Raw genomic sequence first — 24,977 nt, 5'->3', positions numbered from 1 at the left:
AATCGCAATGACCCAGCCTGATCTATTACTTGCTGCCGCTGACAAGGCACTTCACAACATCGAGCACGCCCATCCGGCGTTATTGGCGACCTGGCCGGCCGAGCGCCAGGCCGAGTTGCATCAGGTGCTGGGGTACAGTGATTTTGTGGCCGCGTCGATTGTCCGGGACGGCAGCCTGCTTCCCTGGCTGGCGCAGCATCTTGAGGATGACGACCATGCCTCGGCCTACCGGGAAACATTGGCCGAACGGCTCGCGGCGGCAACCGATGAAAACAACCTGATGCGCCTGTTACGCCAGTTCCGGCACCAGGAAATGGTCTGGATTGCCTGGCGCGATTTTACCGGCAAAGCCACGCTCACACAGAGCCTGGCGCATCTGTCCCAACTGGCCGAAGCGCTGATCATGGAAGCGTACCTCTGGCTGTACCGCCAGTGCAGTCAAGAATGGGGCACCCCTACCGATGACAACGGTGTGGCCCAGCCGATGCTGATCCTCGGGATGGGTAAATTGGGCGGCGGCGAGCTGAACTTCTCATCGGATATTGATCTGATTTTCACGTATCCCGAAAACGGTGAAACCCAGGGCGGGCGGCGCAGCCTGGCTAATGCACAGTTCTTTACCCGGCTCGGCCAGCGGCTGATCAAGGTGCTCGACCAGCAGACGTTTGACGGCTTTTGCTACCGGGTCGACATGCGGCTGCGCCCGTTCGGAGACAGCGGCCCGCTGGTGATGAGCTTTGCGGCGCTGGAAGATTACTATCAGGAGCAGGGGCGCGACTGGGAGCGTTACGCGATGATCAAAGCCCGGGTGATGGGGCGCGAGAGTATCAGCCATTACCAGGCGTTGCGCCAGATGCTGCGGCCGTTTGTGTTCCGCCGTTACATTGATTTCAGTGCCATTCAGTCGCTGCGGCGGATGAAATCGATGATCAGCAGTGAAGTCCGGCGCCGGGGCCTGAGCAACAATATCAAGCTCGGGGCCGGGGGGATCCGGGAAGTGGAATTTATCGCCCAGTCCTTTCAGTTGATCCGTGGCGGACGCGAGCCGGGTCTGCGCCATCGGGGGCTGTTTGAGACACTGGCCACGGTCCGGGAGCTGGCCTTGCTGCCGCCGGTGCAGGTGGATGCCCTGGTTGAAGGATACAGCTTCCTGCGCCGGGTTGAGAACCTGCTGCAGGCCATTGATGACAAGCAAACCCAGACCCTGCCGGACAAGCCGCTGGATCAGCTGCGGCTGGCCGCGGCGCTCGGCTATGAAGACTGGGCAGCCCTGCACCAGGCCATCAGCAGCCATATGGCGGCAATCCACCAGGTGTTTGAGCACATCATCGGCAGCGAAGAAGATGAAGAGCAGGCCGCGATTGACGTCCGGTTCCACGAAATGTGGGCGATGGTGAAAAATGAAGAGGTGCTGCTGAGTATATTTGACGAGCTGGCGGCGCCGGACGGGGCCAGCCAGACCAGTATCCTGCTGGGCATGAAGGCCGAGCTGTCCAAGCGAACCCTCGGCCCGCGCGGGCGTGAGGTGCTGGCCAAGCTGATGCCGGAGGTGCTGGCGCGGATCACCACCCGCCCTGATGCCGTTCATGTTCTGGGACGGGTCACCAAGTTGATCGTTCGGGTGGCAACCCGGACTACCTACCTGGAGCTGCTGAGCGAGCACCCGGCGGCGCTGGACCAGCTGGTGCGGTTGTGTGCGGCCAGCCCGATGGTGGCCGAGCAGCTGACTCAGTACCCGATCCTGCTCGATGAACTGCTCGACCCGCAGCATTTGTATCATCCGACGCCGCTGGATCAGTATCAGGATGAGCTGCGTGAGTACCTGGCCCGGATCCCGGAAGAGGATATGGAGCAGCAGATGGAAGCCATCCGCCAGTTCAAGCAGGCTCAGCTCCTGCGCATTGCGGCGGCAGATATTGCCGGGGCATTGCCCTTGATGAAAGTGAGTGATCACTTAACTTATCTGGCAGAAGCCATTATTGCCGCTGTCGTCAATCAGGCCTGGCTGCAGATGGTGGAGAAATACGGCGAGCCGACCCACCTGCAGGATCGGGACGGCAAAGGATTCGGTGTCCTGGGCTACGGTAAGATTGGCGGTTGGGAGCTCGGTTACGGCTCGGATCTGGATTTGGTGTTCCTTCATGACTGCCCGGAACATATCTATACCAACGGACCGAAGGAGATCGACGGTCGTCAGTTCTATCTGCGCCTGGCCCAGCGAATCGTCCACCTGTTCTCGACCCGGACGGCGTCCGGGGTGCTGTATGAAGTGGATGTCCGCCTGCGTCCGTCCGGAGCATCCGGCTTGCTGGTCAGCACCATGGATGCTTTTTCTGCGTATCAGCAGCAGGATGCCTGGACCTGGGAGCATCAGGCTCTGGTTCGGGCGCGCATGGTGTACGGCGATCAACCGTTGCAGCAGGCCTTTGCCAAGGTGCGCCAGGTGACACTGATGCAACCGCGCGAGGCGGAGGCCTTGCAGGCTGAGGTGGTGGCGATGCGCCATAAAATGCGCGATCACCTCGGCAGCAAAAAGCCGGGGATGTTTGGTCTGAAACAGGATGTCGGCGGTATTACCGACATCGAATTTATCGCGCAGTATCTGGTTTTGCGCCATGCCAGCGGTGAGCGGGCACTGACTCGCTGGTCGGACAATATCCGGATTTTTGAAACCATGGCCGACTATGACATCCTCAGCCCGGCGCAGGCGGCGGCCTTAAAGCAGGCCTATTGCCGCCAGCGTGATGAGATCCACCGTCTCAACCTGCTGGGGTTGCCGGCTTATGTGTCGGAGGAGCAGTTCCGGGCCGAGCGTGATACGGTGGCGCAGATTTGGCAGCAGTGCTTTCCGTCAGATGCAGACGGTTAGGGCTTGTGGTAGTATTTTTCCGTTTTTTCTATCCCGGAGATAATAATGAAACTGACACTTCCTGATTATGATCAAGCAGGTGTGCTGGTGGTGGGTGATGTGATGCTGGACCGCTACTGGTACGGCCCGACCGGGCGTATTTCGCCGGAAGCACCGGTGCCTGTGGTAAAGGTCGATCAGATCGAAGAGCGTCCGGGCGGCGCGGCCAACGTCGCGATGAATATCGCAGCCCTGGGTGGTCACGCCCGTCTGGTCGGTCTGACCGGCATTGATGAAGCGGCCAAGGCGTTGACCGAAAAGTTATCATCTCTGGACGTGCGCTGTGATTTCGTGTCGTTGCCGGACTACCCGACGATCACCAAGCTGCGGGTCATGAGCCGCGGCCAGCAGTTGATCCGTCTGGATTTTGAAGAAGGTTTTCACGATGTGAATGCCGATCTGATCCTGCCGCGTCTGCAGCAGTCCCTGCCGCATGTGAAAGCGGTGATCCTGTCGGATTATGCCAAAGGTGCGCTGGAACACGTTCAGGCGATGATCCAGCTGTCCCGCCAGGCCGGTGTGCCGGTGATGGTGGATCCGAAAGGGACCGAGTTTGAGCGCTATCGAGGTGCGACTCTGCTGACGCCGAACCTGTCTGAGTTCGAAGCGGTGGTCGGGAAAGTGACCAGCGATGACGACCTGGTGGCCAAAGGCCTGGGGCTGATCGAGCGGTTTGACTTTGAAGCCCTGCTGGTCACGCGCAGTGAGCACGGGATGACTCTGTTGCAGAAAGGTCAGGAGCCGCTGCACATGCCGACTCAGGCGAAGGAAGTTTACGATGTCACCGGTGCCGGTGATACTGTGATTTCGGTGCTGGCGGCGTCGCTGGCGGCCGGTAAATCGCTGTCGGATGCCTGTAAGCTGGCCAATGCTGCCGCCGGTGTTGTGGTCGGTAAACTGGGGACGTCGACGCTGTCGACCATCGAGCTGACGGATGCGATTCACGGCAGCCAGGACAGCGGCTACGGCGTGATCAGCGAAGCGCAGCTCAAGCAGGCGGTGAAAGCCGCGCGTGCCCGGGGCGAGAAAGTGGTGATGACCAATGGTTGTTTCGACATTCTGCATGCCGGTCACGTGGCGTACCTCAATGAAGCGGCCAAGCTGGGCGATCGCCTGATTGTGGCGGTGAACTCTGACAGCTCGGTGCAGAAGCTGAAAGGTCCGGGACGTCCGGTGAATCCGGAAGATCGCCGTATGGCCGTGCTGGCCGGGCTGGGGGCTGTTGATTGGGTCGTACCGTTCAGCGAGGAAACCCCGCAGCGCCTGATCAGTGAAATTCTGCCGAGCCTGTTGGTGAAAGGTGGGGATTACAAGCCGGAAGCAATTGCCGGTGGCCAGGAAGTGATTGCTGCCGGTGGCGAAGTCAAAGTCCTGAACTTTGAAGACGGCTGTTCGACGACGGAAATCATCGAAGCGATCCGCGGCGGACGCGGCTAAGCGGCTCCGTTGGATCCCGTCCCGCGACTCTGAGATTGCGGGCAACAAAAAAGCGCCATCACTGATGGCGCTTTTTTTTTTCGGCTGCTTTTTCCGGCTGTTTTCCCCAGCGTTAAACCGGGAGGTCGGAAGACGGGATTATTTCCCTTGGGTCAGACCGGCATTGACGTCGAGGATGTCCTGCTCGCTCAGGGTCCCGACCGCTTGCTTCAGCTGAAGCTGGCTGATGATGTAATCGTAGCGGGCATTGGCCAGCTGACGGTTGGCATCATACAGACGGCGGGTTGCATCCAGTACATCCACAATGGTCCGGGTCCCGACATCGAAACCGGCTTCGGTGGCTTCCAGTGCGGAGCGGGCAGATACCACAGACTGCTGGTAAGCACGCAGGGCGCCGATTGAGGCATTAATGTTGTTGTAGAACGCGCGGACGTCCTTCACCACGGTGCGGTAGGAGCCTTCCAGGCCCTCACTGGCCGAGACGTAGGCGAACTGTGCCTGTTTCACTTCAGAAGTCACGCGGCCACCGGTATACAGCGGCAGCTGCAGGTTGATCCCGGCGCTCAGGGTGCCGTCATCTGAGTTTTTCAGCTCGTTGTATTCGTAGCCGGCGTCAAACGACAGGGTCGGCAGGTGGCCGGTTTCTGCCAGGGAAATCCGATCGCGGGCTACATCCTGGGTAATGCGCGCGGTCAGCAGGCTCAGGTTCTCGGTTTCCGCATCTTTGATCAGCTGATCGACCCGCGCTTTCGGGCCGCTGGCCGAAAAGCGGTTGGTGTCGAGAATGCTCAGGTCCGTGTGGGCCTGGCCGGTAATCTCACGCAGCCCTTCGTAGCTGTTGGTCAGGCTGTTTTCTGCCAGAATCTCATCGGCCAGTACGCTGTCGTATTGGGCCTGGGCATCATGCACGTCCGTGATGGCAGACAGACCGACTTCGAAGCGTTGCTTGGTCTGCTCCAGCTGGCGGCCGACCGCGGCTTTCTCCGCCCGGACAAACTCCAGGTTGTCCATCGCACGCAGCACGTCGAAATAGGCATTGGCAACCCGGAGGATCAGGGTTTGTTGGGAGACCGCATAAGAGGCATCACTCTGGCGGGCCTGCTTCTCGCTGATGTCCAGGTTGACCCAACTGGAACGGTTGTAGAGGGACTGGCTCAGGGTCAGACCACCGTTGAAGCCCTCATCGTCACCGTCCATGCGGGCCATGTTGTAGCCAGCACCGAGGTTGATTTGTGGGAGTAGCTGGCTGCGGGATGAATTAATCGCTTCAAACGCAGCATCTCTATCGGCAGCAGCACGAAGCAGCTGAGGGTCATTCTGTTTGGCTTGTTGGTAGATCTCGGCGAGATTATCTGCCAGAGCAGCTTGGCTCAAGCCGCCAAGCGCGACGCTAATAATAAGCGGAAGCAATTTTTTCATTGATGCCTTTCCTGATCCTGACAAAAACAGTGCAAAGATAGTCAGTCTACACCCAGGAACCTTGCCTGAAACTGATCATCGCTCATATTTTACTTGAATTTAACCTGATGCATTTTCTCATAGGTGATTGTAATCTATCCAACTCTAAAATTGGACTTAAAAAAAATCATAATATTTGTCATAAATGTTGAATTAAACCATTGCTGACGGCGGCTATGAATGAAAAGATATAAGGCAAAGGGAGATAACCGCATGACTCATAAGCAATCTACAGGCCAGGACGGCTTCAGCAAGGCGGATGTCGAGGTGTTGTCCACCGAGACGGCGTATCAGGGATTTTTCCGGATGGTGAAATATCGTCTGCGCCATAAATTGTTCGCCGGGGGCTGGAGCGCGCCGTTGGAGCGGGAGCTGTTTGAGCGCGGCCAGGCCGCGGCGCTGCTGCCCTATGATCCGGTGGCTGACACCGTGGTGCTGCTCGAGCAGTTCCGGGTGGGAGCCCTGGCCGCAGATTGTGCCCCGTGGCAGCTGGAAATTGTCGCCGGGATCATCGAGCCGGGCGAGAACGCCGAAGCAGTGGTCAGCCGGGAAGCGGTCGAAGAAGCCGGGGTGACGGTCAGCGGGCTGAAAAAAATTACCCGCTACCTGTCCAGCTCCGGTGGCTGCTCGGAAACGCTGGACATTTTTGTCGGCCGGGTCGACAGCAGCAAGGCCGCAGGGATCCATGGTCTGGCCCATGAGGGAGAAGATATCCGGGTCCGCGTGGTCTCCCGTCAGCAAGCCTACCAGTGGGTAGAATCTGGTAAAATTGAAAATGCCGCCTCAATCATTGCGCTACAATGGTTGCAACTAAACTATTTAGACTTGCAGGCAAAATCTCAGTAACCAGTCCACAGGCTTAAGGACTCCGATTGAATAAACGATACACCGTGGATCTCGCTGGTATCATGCGACTGTATGAAACCAACTATGCGAAGCTGCTCCCATTACTGCCTAAAAGTGATCAGGTAGGAGACGTGTGCGTCTACCAGGTTTGTGACCTGGAGTACCAACTGACGATCACCGAATCAACCCGTTATACCACGCTGGTTGAGCTGTGGCAGCGCTCGGACGGGGAGCTGCCGCTGTACCTGATCCCCCGGCTGACGGTCAGGCTATACCATGATGCCAGAGTCGCAGAAGTGTGTACCGCCCAGCAGATTTCCCGGCTGAAGCCGCGGTATGATTACCCCAATTTGCGAATGCATCAACAAGATGAAAAGCATCAGGTTAATCGCTTTCTGGGAGACTGGCTGGCCTATTGCCTCAAGCATGGGATCAGCAAACAATCGGTTTGTTAACAGTATTAAATAAACAAGGTTTTTGACGTTTTGCAGACGTATTCTCTGCCGCAGACGAACCCCGACAGCGTGGTTCTCCTCCAAATCACCGATACCCATTTATTTGCCGATGCGGCAGGTAGTCTGCTGGGTGTCGCAACCCGGGACAGTTTCCACGCGGTGCTGGATGCTGTGGACACGGCTGCCCGGCCGTTTGATGCGGTCGTGGCCACGGGTGATATCTCGCAAGATCACTCCCAGCAGTCGTATCAGCGTTTTTGTGACGGGATTGCCCGCTGGTCCCAGCCGTGTTTCTGGCTGCCGGGTAACCATGACTATCAGCCGAGTATGACGGCCGTGCTGCCGTCGCCGCAGATCAAGCCGTGTCAGCAGGTGCTGGCCGGAGTGCACTGGCAGGTGATCCTGCTCGACAGTCAGGTTCAGGGCGTGCCGCACGGCGAACTCAGCCCGGCTCAGCTCAGCATGCTGGATCAGGCGCTGGCCGCCCATCCGGAGCGCCATACGCTGGTGCTGCTGCACCATCATCCGCTGGAAGCCGGCAGCGCCTGGTTAGATCAGCACAAACTGCACAATGCCGAGGCATTCTGGCTGGTGGTGGACAAGTACCCGCAGGTGAAGGCCATTTTGTGCGGCCATATTCACCAGGAGCTGGACCGTTTGTGCCGCGGGGTGCGGGTGTTGGCGACACCGTCGACCTGTATTCAGTTTTTACCTGATTCGCACGACTTTGCGCTGGATCCGCAAAATCCGGGCTGGCGCTATCTGGAGCTGACCAATCAGGGCGAGGTGATCACCCAGGTTTCCCGGATCGCGGGCGAACAGTTTCAACCGCAGTTTGACGCCGGAGGCTACTGATGAAACCGTCCCTGCTCCTGTATTTGCATGGATTTAACAGCTCGCCGCAGTCGCTGAAAGCGCAGCAGATGGCGGACTACTGCCGTCTGCACCGGCCGGATATCCGGGTCGAGATCCCGCAACTGCCGTGTTACCCGGCAGCGGCAGCTGAGTTGATCGACCAGCTGGTCGCGTCTGCTTTGCCGAACTACCGGATTGGTCTGGTGGGCAGCTCGCTCGGCGGTTATCTCGCGACCTGGCTCAGCCAGCGTTATGACTTGCCGGCGGTGCTGGTGAACCCGGCCGTGAAACCGTATGAGTTGCTGGTCGATTATCTGGGCGAGCAGGAAAACCCGTATACCGGCGAGCGCTATGTGCTGCAACCGCAGCATATGGATGAACTCCGGCAGCTGGATGTGGCTGATCTGGCCACGCCCGCTCATTTTTGGCTATTGCAGCAGGAAGGCGACGAAGTGCTGGACTATCGCCAGGCGGTGGCCAAATATGCCGCTTGCAAACAGACCGTGGAGCCGGGTGGCGACCACAGTTTCGTCGGATTCGAGCGTTTTCCTTCAGACATCATTGCGTTCCTCGGGTTATAACCTGACCTGACCGGTGCTGAGAGCGGCCCGGCGGGTGGAGCGCGACTCACAATTGTGGCCCTTATCTATACCCTCAGCTTGACAACCGGGCTGGGGTTACTGAGTATTGTGGCAAAAATTTTCTCGTAAACTTCCGTAAATATGACAGATCAGAGCTATAACGCTGGCGCCATTGAGGTTCTCAATGGCCTTGAGCCCGTACGACGTCGTCCCGGTATGTACACGGATACGGCACGGCCGAACCACCTCGGTCAAGAGGTTATTGATAACAGTGTCGATGAGGCGCTGGCTGGCCATGCCCGCAAAGTCGAAGTGATCCTCCATGCCGACCAGTCCCTTGAGGTGATTGACGACGGCCGGGGGATGCCGGTGGACATTCACCCGGAAGAAGGGGTGTCCGGTGTTGAACTGATCCTGTGTAAGCTGCATGCCGGTGGTAAATTCTCCGGGAAGAACTACCAGTTCTCCGGCGGTCTGCACGGGGTAGGGATCTCGGTGGTCAATGCTCTGTCGAACCGGGTGGAAGTGACCGTCAAACGCGATGGTCAGATCTACCAGATTGCTTTTGAGCACGGGGACAAGGTCTCCGAGCTGGAAGTGATCGGCACCTGTGGCCGCCGGGCCAAAGGAACCCGGGTTCATTTTTGGCCGGATGCCAAATACTTCGACAGCCCGAAATTCTCCGTCTCCCGCCTGAAAAGCGTGCTCAAGGCCAAAGCGGTCCTGTGTCCGGGGCTGGAGATCGTCTTCACCGACAAGGTCAATGATGAAATCCTGAGCTGGTGCTATGAAGACGGTCTGAAAGACTATCTGGCCGAAGGCGTCAAGGGGTACACCCTGCTGCCGGAAGATCCGTTTACCGGCGCGTTCAGCGGCCAGACTGAAGCGGCCGACTGGGCCTTGCTGTGGCTGCCGGAAGGCGGCGAGCTGCTGACGGAAAGTTACGTTAACCTGATCCCGACCGCCCAGGGCGGGACCCATGTCAACGGCCTGCGTCAGGGCCTGCTCGATGCCATGCGCGAATTCTGTGAATTTCGCAATATGCTGCCGCGCGGGATCAAGCTGACCGCCGATGATATCTGGGATCGCTGTGCCTATGTGCTGTCGGTGAAAATGCAGGACCCGCAGTTTGCCGGCCAGACCAAAGAGCGCCTGTCGTCCCGTCAGTGCGCCGCCTTTGTCTCCGGGGTGGTGAAAGATGCCTTCAGCCTGTGGCTCAACGAGCGCCCGCAGCTGGCCGAGCAACTGGCCGAAGTGTGTATTGCCAACGCCCAGCGCCGGATGCGTGCCAGCAAGAAGGTGGTGCGCAAGAAAATCGCCTCCGGTCCGGCGCTGCCGGGCAAACTGGCCGACTGTTCGCAGCAGGATCTCAGCCGCACCGAACTGTTCCTGGTCGAGGGGGACTCGGCGGGCGGCTCTGCCAAGCAGGCGAGGGATCGCGAATTCCAGGCCATTATGCCGCTGCGTGGTAAAATTCTGAATACTTGGGAAGTCTCGGCTGATCAGGTGCTGGCCTCACAGGAAGTGCATGATATTTCCGTGGCACTGGGGATTGACCCGGACAGCGACGACCTGAGCGGTCTGCGCTACGGCAAAATCTGTGTGCTGGCGGATGCGGACTCCGATGGACTGCATATCGCAACCCTGCTGTGCGCACTGTTTATGAAGCACTTCCAGGCGCTGGTGCGTGCCGGCCACGTGTTTATTGCCATGCCGCCGCTGTACCGGATCGATCAGGGTAAAGAGGTTTACTACGCACTGGATGAAGCCGAGAAAGAAGGCGTGCTGGAGCGTCTGAGCGGCAAGCGCGGCAAGATCAACGTGCAGCGCTTTAAAGGTCTGGGTGAGATGAACCCGTTGCAGCTGCGCGAAACCACCATGGACCCCAATACCCGCCGCCTGGTCCAGCTGACGATTGATGACGATCAGCAGACGACGGAAATGATGGATATGCTGCTAGGCAAGAAGCGGGCGGAAGATCGCCGCCACTGGCTGCAGTCGAAAGGAGACATGGCCGAAGTGTAAGCGGATGGCCCCGGTTTCGGGGGCGATCCCGCAACGGTTGCCATTACGCCTGCGGACCCAAGATATACGCTGTCGGTACCTGGTACCGGCGGCGCACCAAGAATGATTGAACGGAATATCCCACGATGACTGATGTCTCAATGGATGGCGTTGAACAGCTTCCGCTGCGGAAGTTTACCGAAGACGCCTACCTCAATTACTCCATGTACGTGATCATGGATCGTGCCCTGCCGTTTATCGGTGACGGCCTCAAGCCGGTGCAGCGGCGGATCGTCTACGCGATGTCCGAGCTGGGGTTGTCGGCTACGGCCAAGTATAAGAAATCGGCCCGGACCGTCGGTGACGTACTCGGTAAATATCACCCGCACGGTGATTCCGCCTGTTACGAAGCCATGGTGCTGATGGCGCAGCCATTTTCCTACCGTTACCCGCTGGTGGACGGCCAGGGGAACTGGGGGGCGCCGGATGACCCGAAATCTTTCGCGGCGATGCGTTATACCGAATCACGCCTGTCCCGTTTCTCGGAAGTGCTGCTCAGCGAGCTGGGTCAGGGCACCGTGGACTGGGTGTCGAACTTTGACGGTACCATGAAAGAGCCGAAAATGCTGCCGGCCCGCCTGCCGCATATCCTGCTCAACGGCGTGACCGGGATTGCCGTGGGGATGGCAACGGATATCCCGCCGCACAACGCCCGTGAAGTCACCGAGGCCGTGGTGCACCTGATTGACAATCCGAAGGCGGATTTGGATGAGCTGATGAGCTTCGTTCAGGGCCCGGACTACCCGACTGAAGCGGAAATCATCACCCCGAAAAGCGAGCTGAAAAAAGTGTATCGCACCGGCCGCGGCAGCATCAAAATGCGCGCGGTCTGGCACAAGGACAACGGCGACATCGTGGTGACGGCTCTGCCGCACCAGGTTTCCGGCGCCAAGCTGCTGGAGCAGATCGCCAACCAGATGCGGGCTAAGAAGCTGCCGATGGTCGAAGATCTGCGCGATGAGTCGGACCATGAGAACCCGACCCGGATCGTGATTGTCCCGCGTTCCAACCGCGTCGATTGCGAGCAGCTGATGAACCACCTGTTTGCCTCGACCGATCTGGAAAAGAGCTACCGGGTGAACCTCAATATGCTGGGGCTCGATGGCCGCCCGCAGGTGAAAGGCCTGATGGAGATTCTCGGCGAGTGGCTGATCTTCCGTCGTGAAACGGTGCGCCGCCGCTTGCAGTACCGTCTGGATAAAGTCAATGCCCGCCTGCATATCCTGGAAGGTTTGCTGGTCGCTTACCTCAACATTGATGAGGTGATTGAGATTATCCGGACCGAGGATGATCCGAAAGCCGAGCTGATGGCCCGGTTCGGTCTCACGGAGATCCAGGCCGATGCGATCCTCGAAATCAAGTTGCGTCAGTTGGCGAAGCTGGAAGAGATCAAGATCCGCGGTGAGCAGGACGAGTTGTCGCAAGAGCGTGACAAGCTGGAGAAACTGCTGGGCTCTGAGCGTCGCCTCAATACGCTGATCAAAAAAGAGCTGTTGGCGGATGCCGAGAAGTACGGTGATGATCGCCGCTCGCCGCTGGTGGAGCGGGAAGAAGCCAAGGCGCTGACCGAGCGTGATCTGGTGCCGAGTGAGCCGATCACTGTGGTGTTGTCGGAAAAAGGCTGGATCCGTCACGCCAAAGGCCATGATGTGGATCCGACCACCCTGAGCTACAAGTCCGGGGATGGTTATCTGGCCCACGCCCGGGGCAAGAGCAACCAAGCGGCAATTTTCCTGGCGACCGACGGTCGCAGCTACGCGCTGGAGTCGCACACCCTGCCTTCGGCCCGGAGTCAGGGCGAGCCGATCACCGGCCGCCTCAATCTGTCGCCGGGCACCAGTATGCGTCAGGTGCTGATGGCTGAAGAGAACCAGATGTGGCTGATGGGCTCGGATGCCGGCTATGGCTTTATCTGTAAGACCGCCGAAATGGTCTCGAAGAACAAGAGCGGGAAAGCCCTGCTGACGGTGCCGGAAAGCGCTGAGGTGATGCCGCCGCAGCCGATTGGGGATATCGAGCAGGATGAAATCCTGGCGATCACCAATGAAGGCCGGATGCTGTTGTTCCCGATCAAAGAGCTGCCGCAGCTGGGCAAGGGCAAGGGGAATAAGATCATCAATATTCCGGCAGCCCGATCCAAGGCCCGTGAGGAGTATTTGTCGCAACTGGCCGTGTTGCCGGCCAATGCAACCATTACGCTTTATGCAGGCAAGCGCAAGCTGGGGCTGAAAGCGTCCGATTTGGACAACTTCCGCGGTGAGCGCGGTCGTCGGGGCACCATGTTGCCCCGCGGTTTGCAGCGGGTGACCCGGATGGATATCGATCTGCCCGGTGGCAGTGACGAGGCCTAAATCCGCAGCACGATGATTCTTAAAGCCCTCTCCGGAGGGCTTTTTTGTGCCCGAATGCCAGCCGTGCGTAAATTATCCACGAAAGAGGTGTAATTTCCTGCTCTCTGAGTATACTAGCGAACGCTTGTACGCTGAGGAGAGTTACATGATTTTTGTCTTGCGAATGATTGCGGTTGCTGTGTTTGCCGTAGTGATGTTTGTTTTTGGCTGTGGCTATTGCCTGCTCAGCCCACGGAACCCGAAGCATGTGCACACCTTCGGCCGTCTGTTCAGCAAGATGTCCCGGGTGTTTGGGATCAAGCTGGAAATCCGCTACGCTGACGGGGCCGATCAGGTCGGGCCGAGCGTCTATGTGGCGAACCATCAGAACAATTTTGATTTGTTCACGGTCTCCGGCGCGGTGATGCCGCGCACGGTCACGGTGGGCAAGAAAAGCCTGGCCTGGACGCCGCTATTCGGCCAGCTGTACTGGCTGAGCGGCAACATCCTGATTGACCGTGCCAACCGCAGCAAAGCGGCCGGGACCATCGGCCAGGTGGTTGAGAAAATTAAACAGCGCAACGTGTCGGTGTGGATGTTCCCGGAAGGAACCCGCTCGCGCGGCCGTGGCCTGCTGCCGTTTAAAACCGGAGCGTTCCATGCGGCGATTGGCGCCGGGGTACCGGTGGTGCCGATTGTCTGCAGCTCGACGGAGCACGTGAAGATGAACCGCTGGGATAACGGGGTAGTGATTGTGGAAGTGATGCCGCCGGTTTCCACACAAGGCTACACCAAAGAAGATGTTCGCCAGCTGTCGAATACCTGTCGCGAGATGATGGCCGCCAAGCTGGAAGCCCTCAATGCCGAAGCGGTTCAGCGTGCAGCCAACAAGTAACCGCTAAGCTTCTTAATTGGCAACAGCGAAATTACAAAAGGACATGCTGGGCGTGTTCTTTTTGTTTATGAACGGGTCCGAGAAAAACAATGATTCTGGAGCAGGTCGTATTAGTTGATCCGCAGGGACGGGTGTTGGGATCTCAGGAAAAAATGCAGGCTCACCGGGATGGGGCCCTGCACCTGGCATTTTCGGTATTGCTGTATCGTGAGACGCCGCACGGGCGGGCGTATCTGATGCAGCAGCGCGCGCTGGACAAGTATCACAGCGGGGGATTGTGGACCAATACCTGTTGTTCCCACCCGAGGCAGGAAGAAACCCTGGCTCAGGCCGGGATCCGCCGTCTGGCGGAAGAGATGGGGATCACCGAAGTGGCGCAGCTGGAAGATATCGCCCATTTTGTCTACCGCGCCGAGTTGGACAACCAGCTGATTGAGCATGAGCTGGATCATGTACTGGTGGCGTGTGTTGCTTCGCTGACGGTGGCCCCGAACCCGGACGAGGTGATGGCGCATCGCTGGTGGTCGGAAAAAGAACTGGTGCAGGCGGTGGCCGAGACGCCGGAGCAATTCACCGCCTGGTTCCCGCAGGTGCTGGCCTATGTGCAGGCGCACTGAGCGTCCGAAGACATAAACAAAAAAAGCTGTCCGAAGACAGCTTTTTTGATCGCGTTCTATCGCGTTTTTTCAGAACCGGGCGCTTGCTTATTTGCGTACCGCAATCGCTTCGATTTCAATTTTGACGTCTTTCGGCAGACGTGCGACTTCCACACAAGAGCGGGCCGGATACGGCGCGTTGTGCTCGTCAAAGAAGTTCCCGTACACCTCGTTCACGATGCCGAAGTCGTTCAGGTCTTTGACAAAGACAGTCATCTTCACGATGTCGGCGACTTTCAGGCCCGATGATTCAACCACGGCTTTCACGTTTTCCAGAGACTGGCGCGCTTGCTCGGCGATATCCTCAGAGACTTCGCCGGTGGCCGGGTTGACCGGGATCTGGCCGGAAGTCAGGATCATGTTGCCCAGATCAACGCCCTGAACGTAAGGGCCGATCGCTGCCGGTGCCTGATCGGTGTGTAGTACTTGAGTCATTGGTTGTCCTTACTCAGTCAGTTACAACGAATTTGAGAGGGCTTTAGTGTGCAGCTCAAACCGGTTGAGGTCAAAGTATTTTCCTGTGACCGACGCAGGATTTTTTATGCTAGCTCGGGATACCTAACCGGGCCTTGACGACCAGCTCACATTGCTCGATCCGGTTGATGTCTTTCGGCGCAACCATCACGGTATCGTTGCCGCCGACCGTGCCGAGAATTTCGGCATGGGGCTGGATATCGATGAGCCGGGCCACGAGCTGGGCACTGCCTGGATGGGTTTTGACCACCACCACCAGCTGGTTGTGGGTAATGAATTCGATTTGCGAGGCAATGGATGAGCTGACCTGCACCGGCTCGCTTTCGACCGTCAGGCAGTACACCTTTTTGCCGTAGGCATTCGGGACTTTGGCCACGCCCAGCCGGGAGAGCAGTCGTGAGACCGTCGACTGGCTGACATCGTCATAGCCCAGGTCGATCAGCCGCTGGCGGATGTCATCCTGGGTGGTAAAGCTTTGTTGTTGAAGCAGGCGCTTACAGGCCGCAGCGATATTTTCATCAGGGGGAAATGCATTCATCGCGCCGTGCGAATGGGCTCCAATCACGGGCAACTCCTCTCTCATTCATTTCAGGAACAGGGATCGTCTCAGGTATGCTCAGGTTGCATGACTTTGCATAGGCATCATATCAATAATAAAAACGGGGTTTCTTGACCCCTGTCACCAAAATAATATTCCAGAATGAGCCTTACTGATCGGCATTATATTCCAAACCGCCAAATAAAAACCGACGCTTGAATGGCTGCGAAGCCGGCGCCACCGAAGGTTTGGCAGCCTGCTGGGTGTCGTTCTCAGGCTGCGGCCGGAGTCCGGACAGGGCTTCGGCATCACTGGCTGGCGTGCTGGGCTTGCCCGGGGGCAGGTAGGCCGGGGCAACCGGGATCCGGCTGCCGGTTTGCGGGGTGGTCCGTGGTTTGCGGTGCGCCGGGGCCGGGGTGTGCGGATCTGCGGCGCCGTCGGATAGGGCGGGAGTTAAGCCGTCGGCGCGGGCCAGCGCCGTTTGGGCCTGTTCCGTTTGGGTCAGTCCCGGTCGGTTGAGTCGGTGTACATACGGGGAAACCTGGATTGCTGCCAGCTCCGGACTGGCGGCGGTGGTGTCGATACCGAGCGCATCGAGCCAGTCAAAGATCAGGGTCGCCGGGACAAACTGGCTATAGCGCCGGGCGGGGCGCAGGTTGCGCAGGTCATCGGGGTTGTTGACGATCGCGACGGTGATCCCGACGATATCCCCGTACTGGTTGAATACCGGGCCGCCGCTCATGCCTGACATAACCGGGGCGTCGCTGAGGGAGTAGAGGCAGCTCGTATTGGTGTCAATCACATCCTGGAGATATTTCCCCTTGCCCTTGATGCTGTTGCCGAGCAACGAATGACCGTGGTGCGAGACGGGTTGATCCGGGTAGATCAGCCCCCAGGTCGGAATAAAATCCGCGCGGCGGCGGATCAGTGACAGATCACAGAAGGGATGGTGGATCACCTCGAAATCCCACGACAGCCTGGCGACATGCTTGGCGGTGATCATGTACTGGTCATTGACGGGGACTGCAGAGCCGAATCCGCCCAGCAGCAGCGGGATGCCGACCACCACCATTTGGTTGGCCTGATGGGGGCTGGCCGGGCTCACCGGTCCGTTACTCATGACGCAGCTGGTCAGTAACAGGGCGCTCAGGCACAGGGGCCCGGTGTGAGGGGGGAGGTGAAACCGGTTCAGGTGTGCCAACAACGTCATGCCACGTTCCTCTGAATCTCTGGGGCCGGTCGTGTCAGGCCGGGGGAACAGGCGCATCTGCGCCACTGATTTTCGGAGATATCAGGTACAAAGGTAGCGGGGGAGACAGCGGGGCTTCGCGTTAGAAATGAGAATGAAAAAACCGGCTCACGGGTGAGCCGGTTTTCTTATCTTATTGACAAAGTTCCGGGGAAATCGGGCCGGTTAGTTACACTCGGTCACGATTTCGCGGGAGAAGACTTTTTCGCAGTACTTACACTTGAGCTGGACGTCTTCTTTCTTGGTCCGCACGATGAAGCTGCTGTCAACCGGCTCACCGTGGGTGATGCAGTTGGTGTTCGGGCACTTAAACACGCCGTGGATGTGCTCCGGCAGTGCCAGGGTCAGCTTTTTCACCACTTCGTAGTTTTCGATCTGGTTGACGGTGGCCTGCGGCGCATACAGCGCCAGCTGGTTGGCCTGCTCTTCGCTGAGGAAGGTGTTTTCAATCTTGATCAGATCTTTGGCGCCCAGGGCAGAAGACGGCAGGTTCAGGCCGACGGTGACACGCTGGTTGGTGCTGTCCATTTTGAACAGCTTGAGCACCTTGATGCCTACGTTGGCCGGAATATGGTCGATCACAGAACCGTTTTTGATCGCTTCAACCTGCAGTTGGGTTTCTTTGGTCATGATGTTCATCTCCTGCTTAAATTGCTTCGTTCAGTACCAGGGCCAGTAGGGCTTGGCGGGCATACACGCCGTTTTCGGCTTGCTGGAAATAGTAGGCATACGGGGTCTTGTCGACATCCACGGTGATTTCATCGACCCGTGGCAGCGGGTGCAGCACTTTCAGGTTGTCGCGGGCTTCCTGAAGCATGTCGGCGGTCAGGATATAGGCCGCTTTCATGTGGGCGTATTCAGACTCGTCGAAACGCTCTTTCTGGACCCGGGTCATGTACAGCACATCGAGCTGCGGGATCACTTCTTCCATGCTGCTGTGCAGGCTGTAGCTGATCCCGGCTTCGTCCAGCTCTTCGCAGATGTAGTCCGGCATTGCCAGTACTTCCGGGGCGATGAAGAAGAAGTTAATGTTGTTGAACTTCGACAGTGCCTGGGTCAGGGAGTGAACCGTGCGGCCGTATTTGAGGTCGCCGACAAAGGCAACGTTGAGGTTATCCAGGCGGCCCTGAGTTTCGTAGATGCTGAACAGGTCCAGCAGGGTCTGGGTCGGGTGCTGGTTGGCGCCGTCACCGCCGTTAATCACCGGCACGCCGTTGGAAAACTCGGATGCCAGGCGGGCGGCCCCTTCCTGCGGGTGGCGCATGACAAAGGCGTCGACGTAGGAGGAGATGACCTGAACCGAGTCGGCCAGGGTTTCGCCCTTTTTCGCCAGCGAGGTGTTGCCGCCGTTATCAAAGCCGATTACGGAGCCGCCGAGGCGCTGGATGGCCGTTTCGAAAGACAGGCGGGTGCGGGTCGACGGCTCGAAAAAGCAGCTGGCGACGACTTTGTTTTTCAGCAGCTCTGGATTTGGCGTTGCTTTCAGTTGCCCTGCGGTTTCCACAATAAGTTCAAGTTCACTTCGGCTGAGTTCCGGAATGGAGATGATGTGTTTTTGAAACAACGTATTCGCCATGGCTGCTATTCCCTATGATTAATTACTGAACACGATTCTGCACTGATGCTGGCTGCAGACAAAAAAAAGCCCCCTAAAATCAGGAGGCTCTTTTTTCAAAATGGCAAAAACAGAAAAACGGGACCAGCGCCGAGATTCGGCGGACTCGCGTCAGGTTGTACTGCGAAACGTGGTTCATTTTTCCGTGCCCTTTTGACAAATTGCGGAGGATTATACGCCCATTTTTTGTGAGCGCAAGCGTTTGCCAAAACTATTCACCGGGCGGAAATTTATGCATTTTGGTGGGGGAGGAAGGCACATGATAATTGGCCTTAACGGCTTGATATTCAGGTGGTTAACGCGGTTTTGTTCTTTGGGGGTGTGAAGAAAAATGCACCCGCCGGATCGGGGGACGGCGGGTGCATGGACGGTGGCGGGGCGCTTAGTTGCCTAGAGTTGCCACCATGACCGCTTTGATGGTGTGCATGCGGTTTTCGGCCTCATCGAAGACGATGGAATGCTCAGACTCAAACACCTCTTCGGTGACTTCCAGGCCGGCCATGCCGTATTTCTCTGCAATTTCCTTCCCGACGGTGGTTTCGTCGTTGTGGAACGCCGGCAGGCAGTGCATGAATTTCACATGCGGGTTGCCGGTGGCTTTGATGACATCCATATTCACCTGATACGGGGTCATCAGTTTCACCCGCTCCTCCCAGGCTTCTTTCGATTCACCCATGGAGACCCAGACGTCGGTGTAGAGGAAGTCACAGCCTTGCACGCCTTCCTGCACATCTTCGGTCAGGGTGATCTTGGCACCGGTCTGCGCGGCAATCTCGCGGCACTGCGCGACCAGAGCGTCTTCCGGCCAGAAGGCTTTCGGAGCCACCAGACGGATATCCATCCCCATTTTCGCGGCGCCGACCATCAGGGAGTTCCCCATGTTGTTGCGGGCATCACCCAGGTAGGCGAAGGTGATTTCGTGCAGTTGCTTGCCGCGGCCGTGCTCTTGCATGGTCAGGAAGTCGGCCAGAATCTGGGTCGGGTGGAATTCATCCGTCAGGCCGTTCCAGACCGGCACGCCAGCGTACTGGCCCAGCTCTTCGACGATTTCCTGGCCAAAGCCGCGGTATTCGATGCCGTCATACATGCGGCCTAAGACGCGGGCGGTGTCTTTCATCGATTCTTTGTGGCCGATTTGCGAACCGGATGGGCCAAGGTAAGAAACCTGGGCACCCTGGTCGAAGGCGGCAACTTCAAATGCGCAGCGGGTACGGGTGGAGGTTTTTTCAAAGATCAGCGCAATGTTCTTGCCGGTCAGGCGTGGCTGCTCATACCCGTTGTACTTGGCTTTTTTCAGCTCGGCAGACAGCTCAAGCAGATGTTGAATTTCGCGTGGTGTGAAGTCGAGTAGTTTCAGGAAGTTACGGTTGCGAAGATTAAAAGCCATGGTGTATTCCTCTCAATAATCGGTATCTCTCTGTCCCGGCCATGGCGATCAGTCTCAAGCCTGGCCGGTGCGTCTGTGTCATGTGTAACGTATTTGGGTGACTTTGTGAATAACTATTCTGTTATTCTGAAATAATATTTGTTCCGGCTTCACCTTTCAGGATATTCAGGCCGTCTTCCAGCGAGCCGATGCCGACCAGCTTGCCGCCCTGGCGAATAAATTCGCAGGAAGCCTCGATTTTCGGTCCCATGGAGCCGGCGTCGAACTGGTATTGCGCCAGTTCAGCCGGGGTGGTGCTGCGCAGTGCTTTCTGGGTTGGCTGGCCCCAGTCGAGGTAGACGGCATCGGCGTCGGTCAGGATCAGCAGGGCATCGGCCCCGAGCTGCTTGGCCAGGAAAGCAGCCGACATGTCTTTGTCGATCACCGCCTCCACCCCGACCAGCTTGCCGTTTTCTGCTTTGACCGGGATCCCGCCGCCACCGGTGCAGATCACCAGATGGTTTTGGTTAATCAGTGCGGTAATGGCCTCATCTTCGATGATGCCGGTTGGCAGCGGGCTCGGCACCACGCGGCGGAAGTAAGGGCCATCCGGTTTCACGGTCCAGTGGTATTTTTCTGCCAATGTCCGGGCTTCGGCTTCGTCATAGACCGGACCGATCGGCTTGGTCGGATTGGCAAACGCCGGATCGTTCGGATCGACGCTCATCTGGGTCAGCATGCAGGAGATTTGCTGATCCGGCAGCAGGTTCTTCAGCTCTTGCATCAGCATATAGCCGATCATCCCCTGGGTTTCGGAGCCCAGTACATCCAGCGGATAAGGATTCACCTGCTTGTATTCCAGTCCTTGCAGGGCCAGCAGGCCGACTTGCGGACCATTGCCGTGAACCAGTACGACATTATATTCGGTGGCGATATCGGCAATCGCTTTGGCGGCGGTCGCAATATTCTGCCGTTGGATATCAGCTTCCAGTGGCTCGCCGCGGCGGAGCAGGGCATTCCCACCGAGGGCGACAACGACGGTTTGTTTGGTCATGGGATCGTCTCTCTTCATCGTTTGGTCAGGGCCGGCAGACGTGGTGCCGGCCATCTTTTTTTCGGGTTGACTGTTTTTGGGTTGACTACGTGTCAGGTTGGCGCCTGTCACGTTTCAATCCTCATGTGTTTCAATACTCCCGCGCTTAAATACCGTCACGCTCGATTGGGCAACTCATGCAGCGGGCGCCGCCGCGGCCGCGGCCCAGTTCATCCCCCGGGATTGGCAGGACAGTAATACCGGCCTTGTCGTATTTCTCGTTGGTGTAGACGTTACGCTCGTAGCCAATGACCACGCCCGGTTTGACAGTCAGCACGTTGTTGGCATCGTTCCACTGCTCGCGTTCGGCTTCGTAGCTGTCACCGCCGGTGGTGATCAGATTCAACTGACCGACGCCCAGGGCTTTCTCAATGGCATGGACGAAGTAGCCCTCTTCTTTCACATTCACGGCGCCGCTGGCATCACCGGTCAGGCTCCAGCATTTCACGTCTTTGCGCACCACTTCCGGGTAGACCGAGAAAGTGTCTTCCCGCATATGAGTCATGACAGTGTCTAAGTGCATGCAGGAGCGGTGTTTCGGCAGCTCCATGGCGATGACTTGCTTGGCCTGGCCGTGTTTGAACAGGCTGGACGCCAGTTGCTCGACGCCTTGCGGGGTGGTGCGCTCAGACATCCCAATCAGGACCGCACCCTTACCGATCACCAGCACGTCGCCGCCTTCGATGGTGGATTTGTCGTAGCTCTTTTCTTCATCGCCGAAGTATTTGATGAAGTCTTGTCCGGCGAACGTTGGGTGCCAGCGGTAAATGGCCCGCAGGTGGTTGGTTTCGCGCTGGCGGGCTGGTTTCGCCATCGGGTTAATGGAGACACCGCCATACACCCAGCAGGAAGTGTCGCGGGTAAACAAATGATTTGGCAGGGGCTTGATAATGAAGTCATGTGCATCGTACATGCTTTGCATCATCGAAGAGGACTGAATTGGAAGCTCTGCATAGCTCAGGCCGCCCAGCAGAATGGAAGCCAGTTCCTGATGCGGCAGATCGGCCAGGAAGCAGCGGACGTCATTGGCAAAACGCGGGCCCAGGCGAAGGTCGGAAACCTGTGTGCTCAGCAGCCAGTCTTTGGCTTCCGGGACGGCCAGGGTTTCAGCCAGCAGATTGCTCAGCAGGAAGACTTCGACGCCTTGATCGCGCAGGGTTCGGGCAAAGGCATCATGTTCTTCGCCGGCACGTTCCACAGCCAGGACATCATCAAATAATAATTCATGACAGTTCGACGGGGTTAAATGCGTGAGGGCTCGTTCCGGACGATGAACAAGAACGCGACGTAATTGACCAATTTCAGAACCTACGTAGAATTTACTCATGATCGTCTCTCTCTATTATTTATCCAGGATTACTGGTTTATTTGTAGGAGTTTTATTTTGCGGTTTTTATTATTGTTCCGCTTTGTTTCTGACATTCATTCTACGCTTTCAAACCTTGGGGTCTTAGAGGTTGGTCACAGTTTAATTATTGTTTGAAGTGGCTTGAAATAGATTCCATTAACATTATCTATGCAGGTGTTATTGAGTTTCAATGGCTGGGTATTTATGGTCGAATCGTTAATATTTAAATGTGGAGATGTTCGCATGATGATGTTTTTATTGGACTTCTATGTTTTTCTTTGTTGTGGCTGGCAATTTATTCACTCAGAAATCACAAGTAGGAGTGATAGGAGGGATGAACTTATGCACTTTTTTTAGCTAGCTATATTAACCCGGGCTGAATATTTCTCTTCTGATAACAAATATTTTTCCTTTTAACTTTATATCAATTGTTTTTGTAGTTTTAATACATGCGTGAGAATGTGATTTTAATTCCATGGATATATGGTTGATTATTTTTAAAATAACAAGCTGTTGATGTTGTTGAGGATGGTTTATTGGGGTTGAAAATATGGTCTTGGTGAGTTTTCCTTCATTCCATTTATATTGGATATGAAAGTTTCATGATATTTCAGGCAGGGCGTAAGGGACATAAAAAAACCGCCCGCAGGCGGTTTTTAGCAAATTAATATTCAGGGTTAGAGCATCGCCCCGACACTGAGCATCGCCATGATAAGGATAGTGAGGATCCCCAGCAGCGGTGCCACCCATTTAACCCAGCGGACATAAGGCACCCGGGCGATGGCCAGCCCCCCCATGACGACTGCGGAGGTCGGGGTCATCAGGTTGACGATGCCGGAGGCAGACTGATACGCCGTGACCACCAGTTCCCGCCCGACGCCGGCGAAATCAGCCAGGGGTGCCATGATCGGCATGGTCAGGACGGCCAGGCCGGATGAAGAGGGCACCAGGAAGGACAGCAGGATCTCCAGCCAGTACATCACATTGATGAAGATCACCGAGGAGAGGCCGGTAACGGCATGCTCGGCCGAGTTCAGGATGGTGTCGGTGATCATCCCCCGGTCCATAATCACCACGATACCGCGGGCAATCCCGATGATTAGGGCAACGCCCAGCAGGTCGCGGGCCCCATCGATGAAGCTCGAGGTAAATTCTTCCTCACTCATGCGGGCAATCAGGCCGATGATGATAGTGGACGCGAGGAACATGCCGGAGATCTCCGCCATCCACCAGCCAGCCACGGCCACCCCGTAGATCATGATGCCGAACGATGCGGCAAAGATGGTCAGGATCACTTTGCGGGTGGGAGTGAACTCGAGCATTTCTTCGCTTTGGTTACCGAGGAAATGGGTCCGGTTTTCTTCGAACTTGTCATAGACGATGGATTTGCTTTGATCGGCGCGGACCATTTTGGCGTAGCGCATCACGTACCAGACGCAGATCAGCCAGCCGATGGCGAGGATGGCGACGCGCAGCAGAATGCCATCGGTGAACGGGATCCCGGCCGCGTTGGCCGCGATCACCGTGGCAAACGGGTTGATGGTGGAGCCCAGGGTGCCGATCCCGGCGCCCAGCAGGACCGTGGCTGCGGCGACCAGCGGGTCAAACCGGGCAGCCATCATGACCGGAACCAGCAGGGTATAGAAGGGCAGGGATTCTTCCGCCATGCCGTAGATCGTCCCGCCGGCGGCAAACAAGGCCATCAGGATTGGGATCATCAGCTCTTCCCGGCCTTTGAGGCGGGCGGTGACGCGTTCGATCCCGGCATCAATGGCGCCGGTTTTGGTTACCAGGCCCAAAAATCCACCTATCACCAGGATAAACAGGGAGACATCGATGGCGGCGGCTTCGTAGCTGTTGTGGTCGTAGAAGCCGTCAATCGGGGCGAGCAGGACATCGACCACCCCTTGCGGGTTACTGTCGACCGGTTGGTAGGTTCCGGTGACCGGCACTTGTTTGCCCAGCTCTTCGTTCATCACCCGCTCGTATTGCCCGGCCGGGACAATCCAGGTCATCAGGGCCACCAGGGCAATCAGGGCGAACAGAATGGTGTAGGCGGAGGGGAACTTGAAGTTGGCAAAGAAGCCGCCTTTTTCTTCTTTGTGTACGGTTTGCGTCGTCATTGTCATCTCCTTACCGGGTGTGCCGCGGCACACCTCTGGTTCTGTTGTGCGCCGGCCCGTTGACCGGCATGACAGTGCTCTCTGGATGCCAAAGCGGGTTTGGCCCAGTACAGATTGGGGGTGCGGTTTGCCTGCGCCCGGTGCGGGTCAGGCAAGGGATCCGGTGGCGGCTTCAGCGATGGGGCTGAGCGTAAGCCGAGACGGATGGTTGCGGTTGAAGTCGCGTCTCTACGCTGACGGGAGCCGTTCGCTGCGCCGCGATGCTGCCAGGTTGTCGCCCTGGCAATTGAGCGGGCTGGTCGAGGTCGGTGTCAGTGCGCAGCGGAGACGGCGCGGTAAGGAGCGCCTTCGGCGTCCGGGGCCTGAATGGAATTTTCGCATGATCGTATCTCTCTTTTGTTTCACTGCTCACCGCTGAACGGCGAGTCTGATTTTTTTGTTATCTGCGATGATTTTAAGCCGACTGATCGGGTTTAACTTTGGAGGGCTTCACACTTTTTTGCCGGGCGAATGCTACCAAAGAATCCCCGATTGCGACGGTGAGGGTATTTTGAGGGCCGTTGTGCTTGATTATGCTGTTTGGGAATGAGTGTTGAGGTTGGTTTTATGCAACCGGCCCGGGTGTTGAATGCTACCGGGGTAGACGATGCGCCCCGATCGGTGATGCGCTGGGATCTGGCTATGCC

Annotated in this window: 20 protein-coding genes; 10 read left to right on the top strand and 10 right to left on the bottom strand. The window is 57.3% G+C overall.

From position 1 onward, the window contains the following. Positions 1-7 precede the first annotated feature (7 nt). Together glnE and hldE are read left to right on the top strand one after the other, a co-directional pair. Positions 8-2,869 (top strand): bifunctional [glutamate--ammonia ligase]-adenylyl-L-tyrosine phosphorylase/[glutamate--ammonia-ligase] adenylyltransferase, encoded by a 2,862-nt coding sequence (gene glnE, locus VV869_RS17540; RefSeq protein ID WP_337736212.1) that lies wholly within the window; start codon positions 8-10, stop codon positions 2,867-2,869. Positions 2,870-2,914: 45 nt separating this feature from the next. Then, a complete protein-coding gene (gene hldE / locus VV869_RS17535) occupies positions 2,915-4,345 on the top strand; it encodes a bifunctional D-glycero-beta-D-manno-heptose-7-phosphate kinase/D-glycero-beta-D-manno-heptose 1-phosphate adenylyltransferase HldE (RefSeq protein WP_337736211.1) in 1,431 nt (476 codons plus the stop codon). A gap of 138 nt (positions 4,346-4,483) precedes the next feature. On the opposite strand, the gene tolC is transcribed toward hldE, so the two are convergent. After that, a complete protein-coding gene (gene tolC, locus VV869_RS17530) occupies positions 4,484-5,764 on the bottom strand; it encodes an outer membrane channel protein TolC (protein WP_337736210.1) in 1,281 nt (426 codons plus the stop codon). 252 nt (positions 5,765-6,016) lie between these two features. Between tolC and nudF the strand changes: the two genes are divergently transcribed. The 8 genes from nudF to idi all read left to right on the top strand — a co-directional run bounded on the left by nudF (position 6,017) and on the right by idi (position 14,446). Continuing rightward, on the top strand, positions 6,017-6,649 hold the full coding sequence (nudF, locus tag VV869_RS17525; RefSeq protein WP_337736209.1) for an ADP-ribose diphosphatase: 633 nt from the start codon (positions 6,017-6,019) through the stop codon (positions 6,647-6,649). Positions 6,650-6,675: 26 nt separating this feature from the next. Beyond that, the gene (locus tag VV869_RS17520; protein ID WP_337736208.1) at positions 6,676-7,104 is read left to right on the top strand and encodes a DUF1249 family protein; all 429 of its coding nucleotides are present in this window, start codon (positions 6,676-6,678) and stop codon (positions 7,102-7,104) included. A 30-nt stretch (positions 7,105-7,134) separates the two neighbouring features. After that, positions 7,135-7,959 carry a 3',5'-cyclic-AMP phosphodiesterase gene (gene cpdA, locus VV869_RS17515; RefSeq protein ID WP_337736207.1) on the top strand — a complete coding sequence of 275 codons (825 nt, stop codon included), beginning with the start codon at positions 7,135-7,137 and terminating at the stop codon, positions 7,957-7,959. Then, entirely contained in the window at positions 7,959-8,540 is a 582-nt protein-coding gene (gene yqiA / locus VV869_RS17510) for an esterase YqiA (protein ID WP_337736206.1), read from the top strand. Before cpdA ends, yqiA begins: the two co-directional genes overlap by 1 nt. 141 nt (positions 8,541-8,681) lie before the next feature. After that, entirely contained in the window at positions 8,682-10,565 is a 1,884-nt protein-coding gene (parE, locus tag VV869_RS17505; RefSeq protein WP_337736205.1) for a DNA topoisomerase IV subunit B, read from the top strand. A 125-nt stretch (positions 10,566-10,690) separates the two neighbouring features. Further along, complete coding sequence (parC, locus tag VV869_RS17500; protein ID WP_337736204.1) at positions 10,691-12,955, top strand: DNA topoisomerase IV subunit A; 2,265 nt, start codon at positions 10,691-10,693, stop codon at positions 12,953-12,955. 145 nt (positions 12,956-13,100) lie between these two features. Next, the gene (locus VV869_RS17495) at positions 13,101-13,829 is read left to right on the top strand and encodes a 1-acylglycerol-3-phosphate O-acyltransferase (protein WP_337736203.1); all 729 of its coding nucleotides are present in this window, start codon (positions 13,101-13,103) and stop codon (positions 13,827-13,829) included. Between the two features lie 89 nt (positions 13,830-13,918). After that, positions 13,919-14,446, top strand: a complete 528-nt coding sequence (gene idi, locus VV869_RS17490) for an isopentenyl-diphosphate Delta-isomerase (RefSeq protein ID WP_337736202.1) — start codon at positions 13,919-13,921, stop codon at positions 14,444-14,446. Between the two features lie 87 nt (positions 14,447-14,533). Here idi and VV869_RS17485 read toward each other — a convergent pair whose 3' ends face one another. The 9 genes from VV869_RS17485 to VV869_RS17445 all read right to left on the bottom strand — a co-directional run bounded on the left by VV869_RS17485 (position 14,534) and on the right by VV869_RS17445 (position 24,291). Then, a complete protein-coding gene (locus VV869_RS17485; RefSeq protein ID WP_337736201.1) occupies positions 14,534-14,920 on the bottom strand; it encodes a RidA family protein in 387 nt (128 codons plus the stop codon). Positions 14,921-15,029: 109 nt separating this feature from the next. Continuing rightward, positions 15,030-15,497 carry an arginine repressor gene (locus VV869_RS17480; RefSeq protein ID WP_337736263.1) on the bottom strand — a complete coding sequence of 156 codons (468 nt, stop codon included), beginning with the start codon at positions 15,495-15,497 and terminating at the stop codon, positions 15,030-15,032. A gap of 169 nt (positions 15,498-15,666) precedes the next feature. Beyond that, positions 15,667-16,707, bottom strand: a complete 1,041-nt coding sequence (locus VV869_RS17475) for a hypothetical protein (RefSeq protein WP_337736200.1) — start codon at positions 16,705-16,707, stop codon at positions 15,667-15,669. A gap of 204 nt (positions 16,708-16,911) precedes the next feature. Then, positions 16,912-17,376, bottom strand: coding sequence for an aspartate carbamoyltransferase regulatory subunit (pyrI, locus tag VV869_RS17470; protein ID WP_337736199.1), 465 nt, complete (start codon positions 17,374-17,376; stop codon positions 16,912-16,914). Positions 17,377-17,392: 16 nt separating this feature from the next. Next, a complete protein-coding gene (pyrB, locus tag VV869_RS17465; protein WP_261600994.1) occupies positions 17,393-18,322 on the bottom strand; it encodes an aspartate carbamoyltransferase in 930 nt (309 codons plus the stop codon). Positions 18,323-18,743: 421 nt separating this feature from the next. Next, entirely contained in the window at positions 18,744-19,748 is a 1,005-nt protein-coding gene (locus VV869_RS17460) for an ornithine carbamoyltransferase (RefSeq protein ID WP_337736198.1), read from the bottom strand. Between the two features lie 121 nt (positions 19,749-19,869). Continuing rightward, a complete protein-coding gene (arcC, locus tag VV869_RS17455) occupies positions 19,870-20,781 on the bottom strand; it encodes a carbamate kinase (RefSeq protein ID WP_337736197.1) in 912 nt (303 codons plus the stop codon). A gap of 145 nt (positions 20,782-20,926) precedes the next feature. After that, positions 20,927-22,147, bottom strand: a complete 1,221-nt coding sequence (arcA, locus tag VV869_RS17450) for an arginine deiminase (protein ID WP_337736196.1) — start codon at positions 22,145-22,147, stop codon at positions 20,927-20,929. Positions 22,148-22,845: 698 nt separating this feature from the next. Then, the gene (locus VV869_RS17445; protein ID WP_337736195.1) at positions 22,846-24,291 is read right to left on the bottom strand and encodes a YfcC family protein; all 1,446 of its coding nucleotides are present in this window, start codon (positions 24,289-24,291) and stop codon (positions 22,846-22,848) included. Positions 24,292-24,977: the final 686 nt, after the last annotated feature.

The sequence above is a fragment of the Photobacterium sp. MCCC 1A19761 genome, from assembly GCF_037389125.1.
In the GTDB taxonomy this organism is placed as follows: domain Bacteria; phylum Pseudomonadota; class Gammaproteobacteria; order Enterobacterales; family Vibrionaceae; genus Photobacterium.
The sequence above is the reverse complement of the archived record's forward strand: the minus strand, read 5'-3'. Positions and strand labels throughout refer to the sequence as shown.

What these genes read in the sequence shown, in the direction of transcription:
- glnE (WP_337736212.1), top strand. Translation starts at nt 8, where the DNA reads ATGACCCAGCCTGATCTATTACTTGCTGCCGCTGACAAGGCACTTCAC.
- hldE (WP_337736211.1), top strand. Translation starts at nt 2,915, where the DNA reads ATGAAACTGACACTTCCTGATTATGATCAAGCAGGTGTGCTGGTGGTG.
- tolC (WP_337736210.1), bottom strand. Translation starts at nt 5,764, where the DNA reads ATGAAAAAATTGCTTCCGCTTATTATTAGCGTCGCGCTTGGCGGCTTG.
- nudF (WP_337736209.1), top strand. Translation starts at nt 6,017, where the DNA reads ATGACTCATAAGCAATCTACAGGCCAGGACGGCTTCAGCAAGGCGGAT.
- yqiA (WP_337736206.1), top strand. Translation starts at nt 7,959, where the DNA reads ATGAAACCGTCCCTGCTCCTGTATTTGCATGGATTTAACAGCTCGCCG.
- parE (WP_337736205.1), top strand. Translation starts at nt 8,682, where the DNA reads ATGACAGATCAGAGCTATAACGCTGGCGCCATTGAGGTTCTCAATGGC.
- parC (WP_337736204.1), top strand. Translation starts at nt 10,691, where the DNA reads ATGACTGATGTCTCAATGGATGGCGTTGAACAGCTTCCGCTGCGGAAG.
- VV869_RS17495 (WP_337736203.1), top strand. Translation starts at nt 13,101, where the DNA reads ATGATTTTTGTCTTGCGAATGATTGCGGTTGCTGTGTTTGCCGTAGTG.
- idi (WP_337736202.1), top strand. Translation starts at nt 13,919, where the DNA reads ATGATTCTGGAGCAGGTCGTATTAGTTGATCCGCAGGGACGGGTGTTG.
- VV869_RS17485 (WP_337736201.1), bottom strand. Translation starts at nt 14,920, where the DNA reads ATGACTCAAGTACTACACACCGATCAGGCACCGGCAGCGATCGGCCCT.
- VV869_RS17480 (WP_337736263.1), bottom strand. Translation starts at nt 15,497, where the DNA reads ATGAATGCATTTCCCCCTGATGAAAATATCGCTGCGGCCTGTAAGCGC.
- VV869_RS17475 (WP_337736200.1), bottom strand. Translation starts at nt 16,707, where the DNA reads ATGACGTTGTTGGCACACCTGAACCGGTTTCACCTCCCCCCTCACACC.
- pyrI (WP_337736199.1), bottom strand. Translation starts at nt 17,376, where the DNA reads ATGACCAAAGAAACCCAACTGCAGGTTGAAGCGATCAAAAACGGTTCT.
- pyrB (WP_261600994.1), bottom strand. Translation starts at nt 18,322, where the DNA reads ATGGCGAATACGTTGTTTCAAAAACACATCATCTCCATTCCGGAACTC.
- VV869_RS17460 (WP_337736198.1), bottom strand. Translation starts at nt 19,748, where the DNA reads ATGGCTTTTAATCTTCGCAACCGTAACTTCCTGAAACTACTCGACTTC.
- arcC (WP_337736197.1), bottom strand. Translation starts at nt 20,781, where the DNA reads ATGACCAAACAAACCGTCGTTGTCGCCCTCGGTGGGAATGCCCTGCTC.
- arcA (WP_337736196.1), bottom strand. Translation starts at nt 22,147, where the DNA reads ATGAGTAAATTCTACGTAGGTTCTGAAATTGGTCAATTACGTCGCGTT.
- VV869_RS17445 (WP_337736195.1), bottom strand. Translation starts at nt 24,291, where the DNA reads ATGACGACGCAAACCGTACACAAAGAAGAAAAAGGCGGCTTCTTTGCC.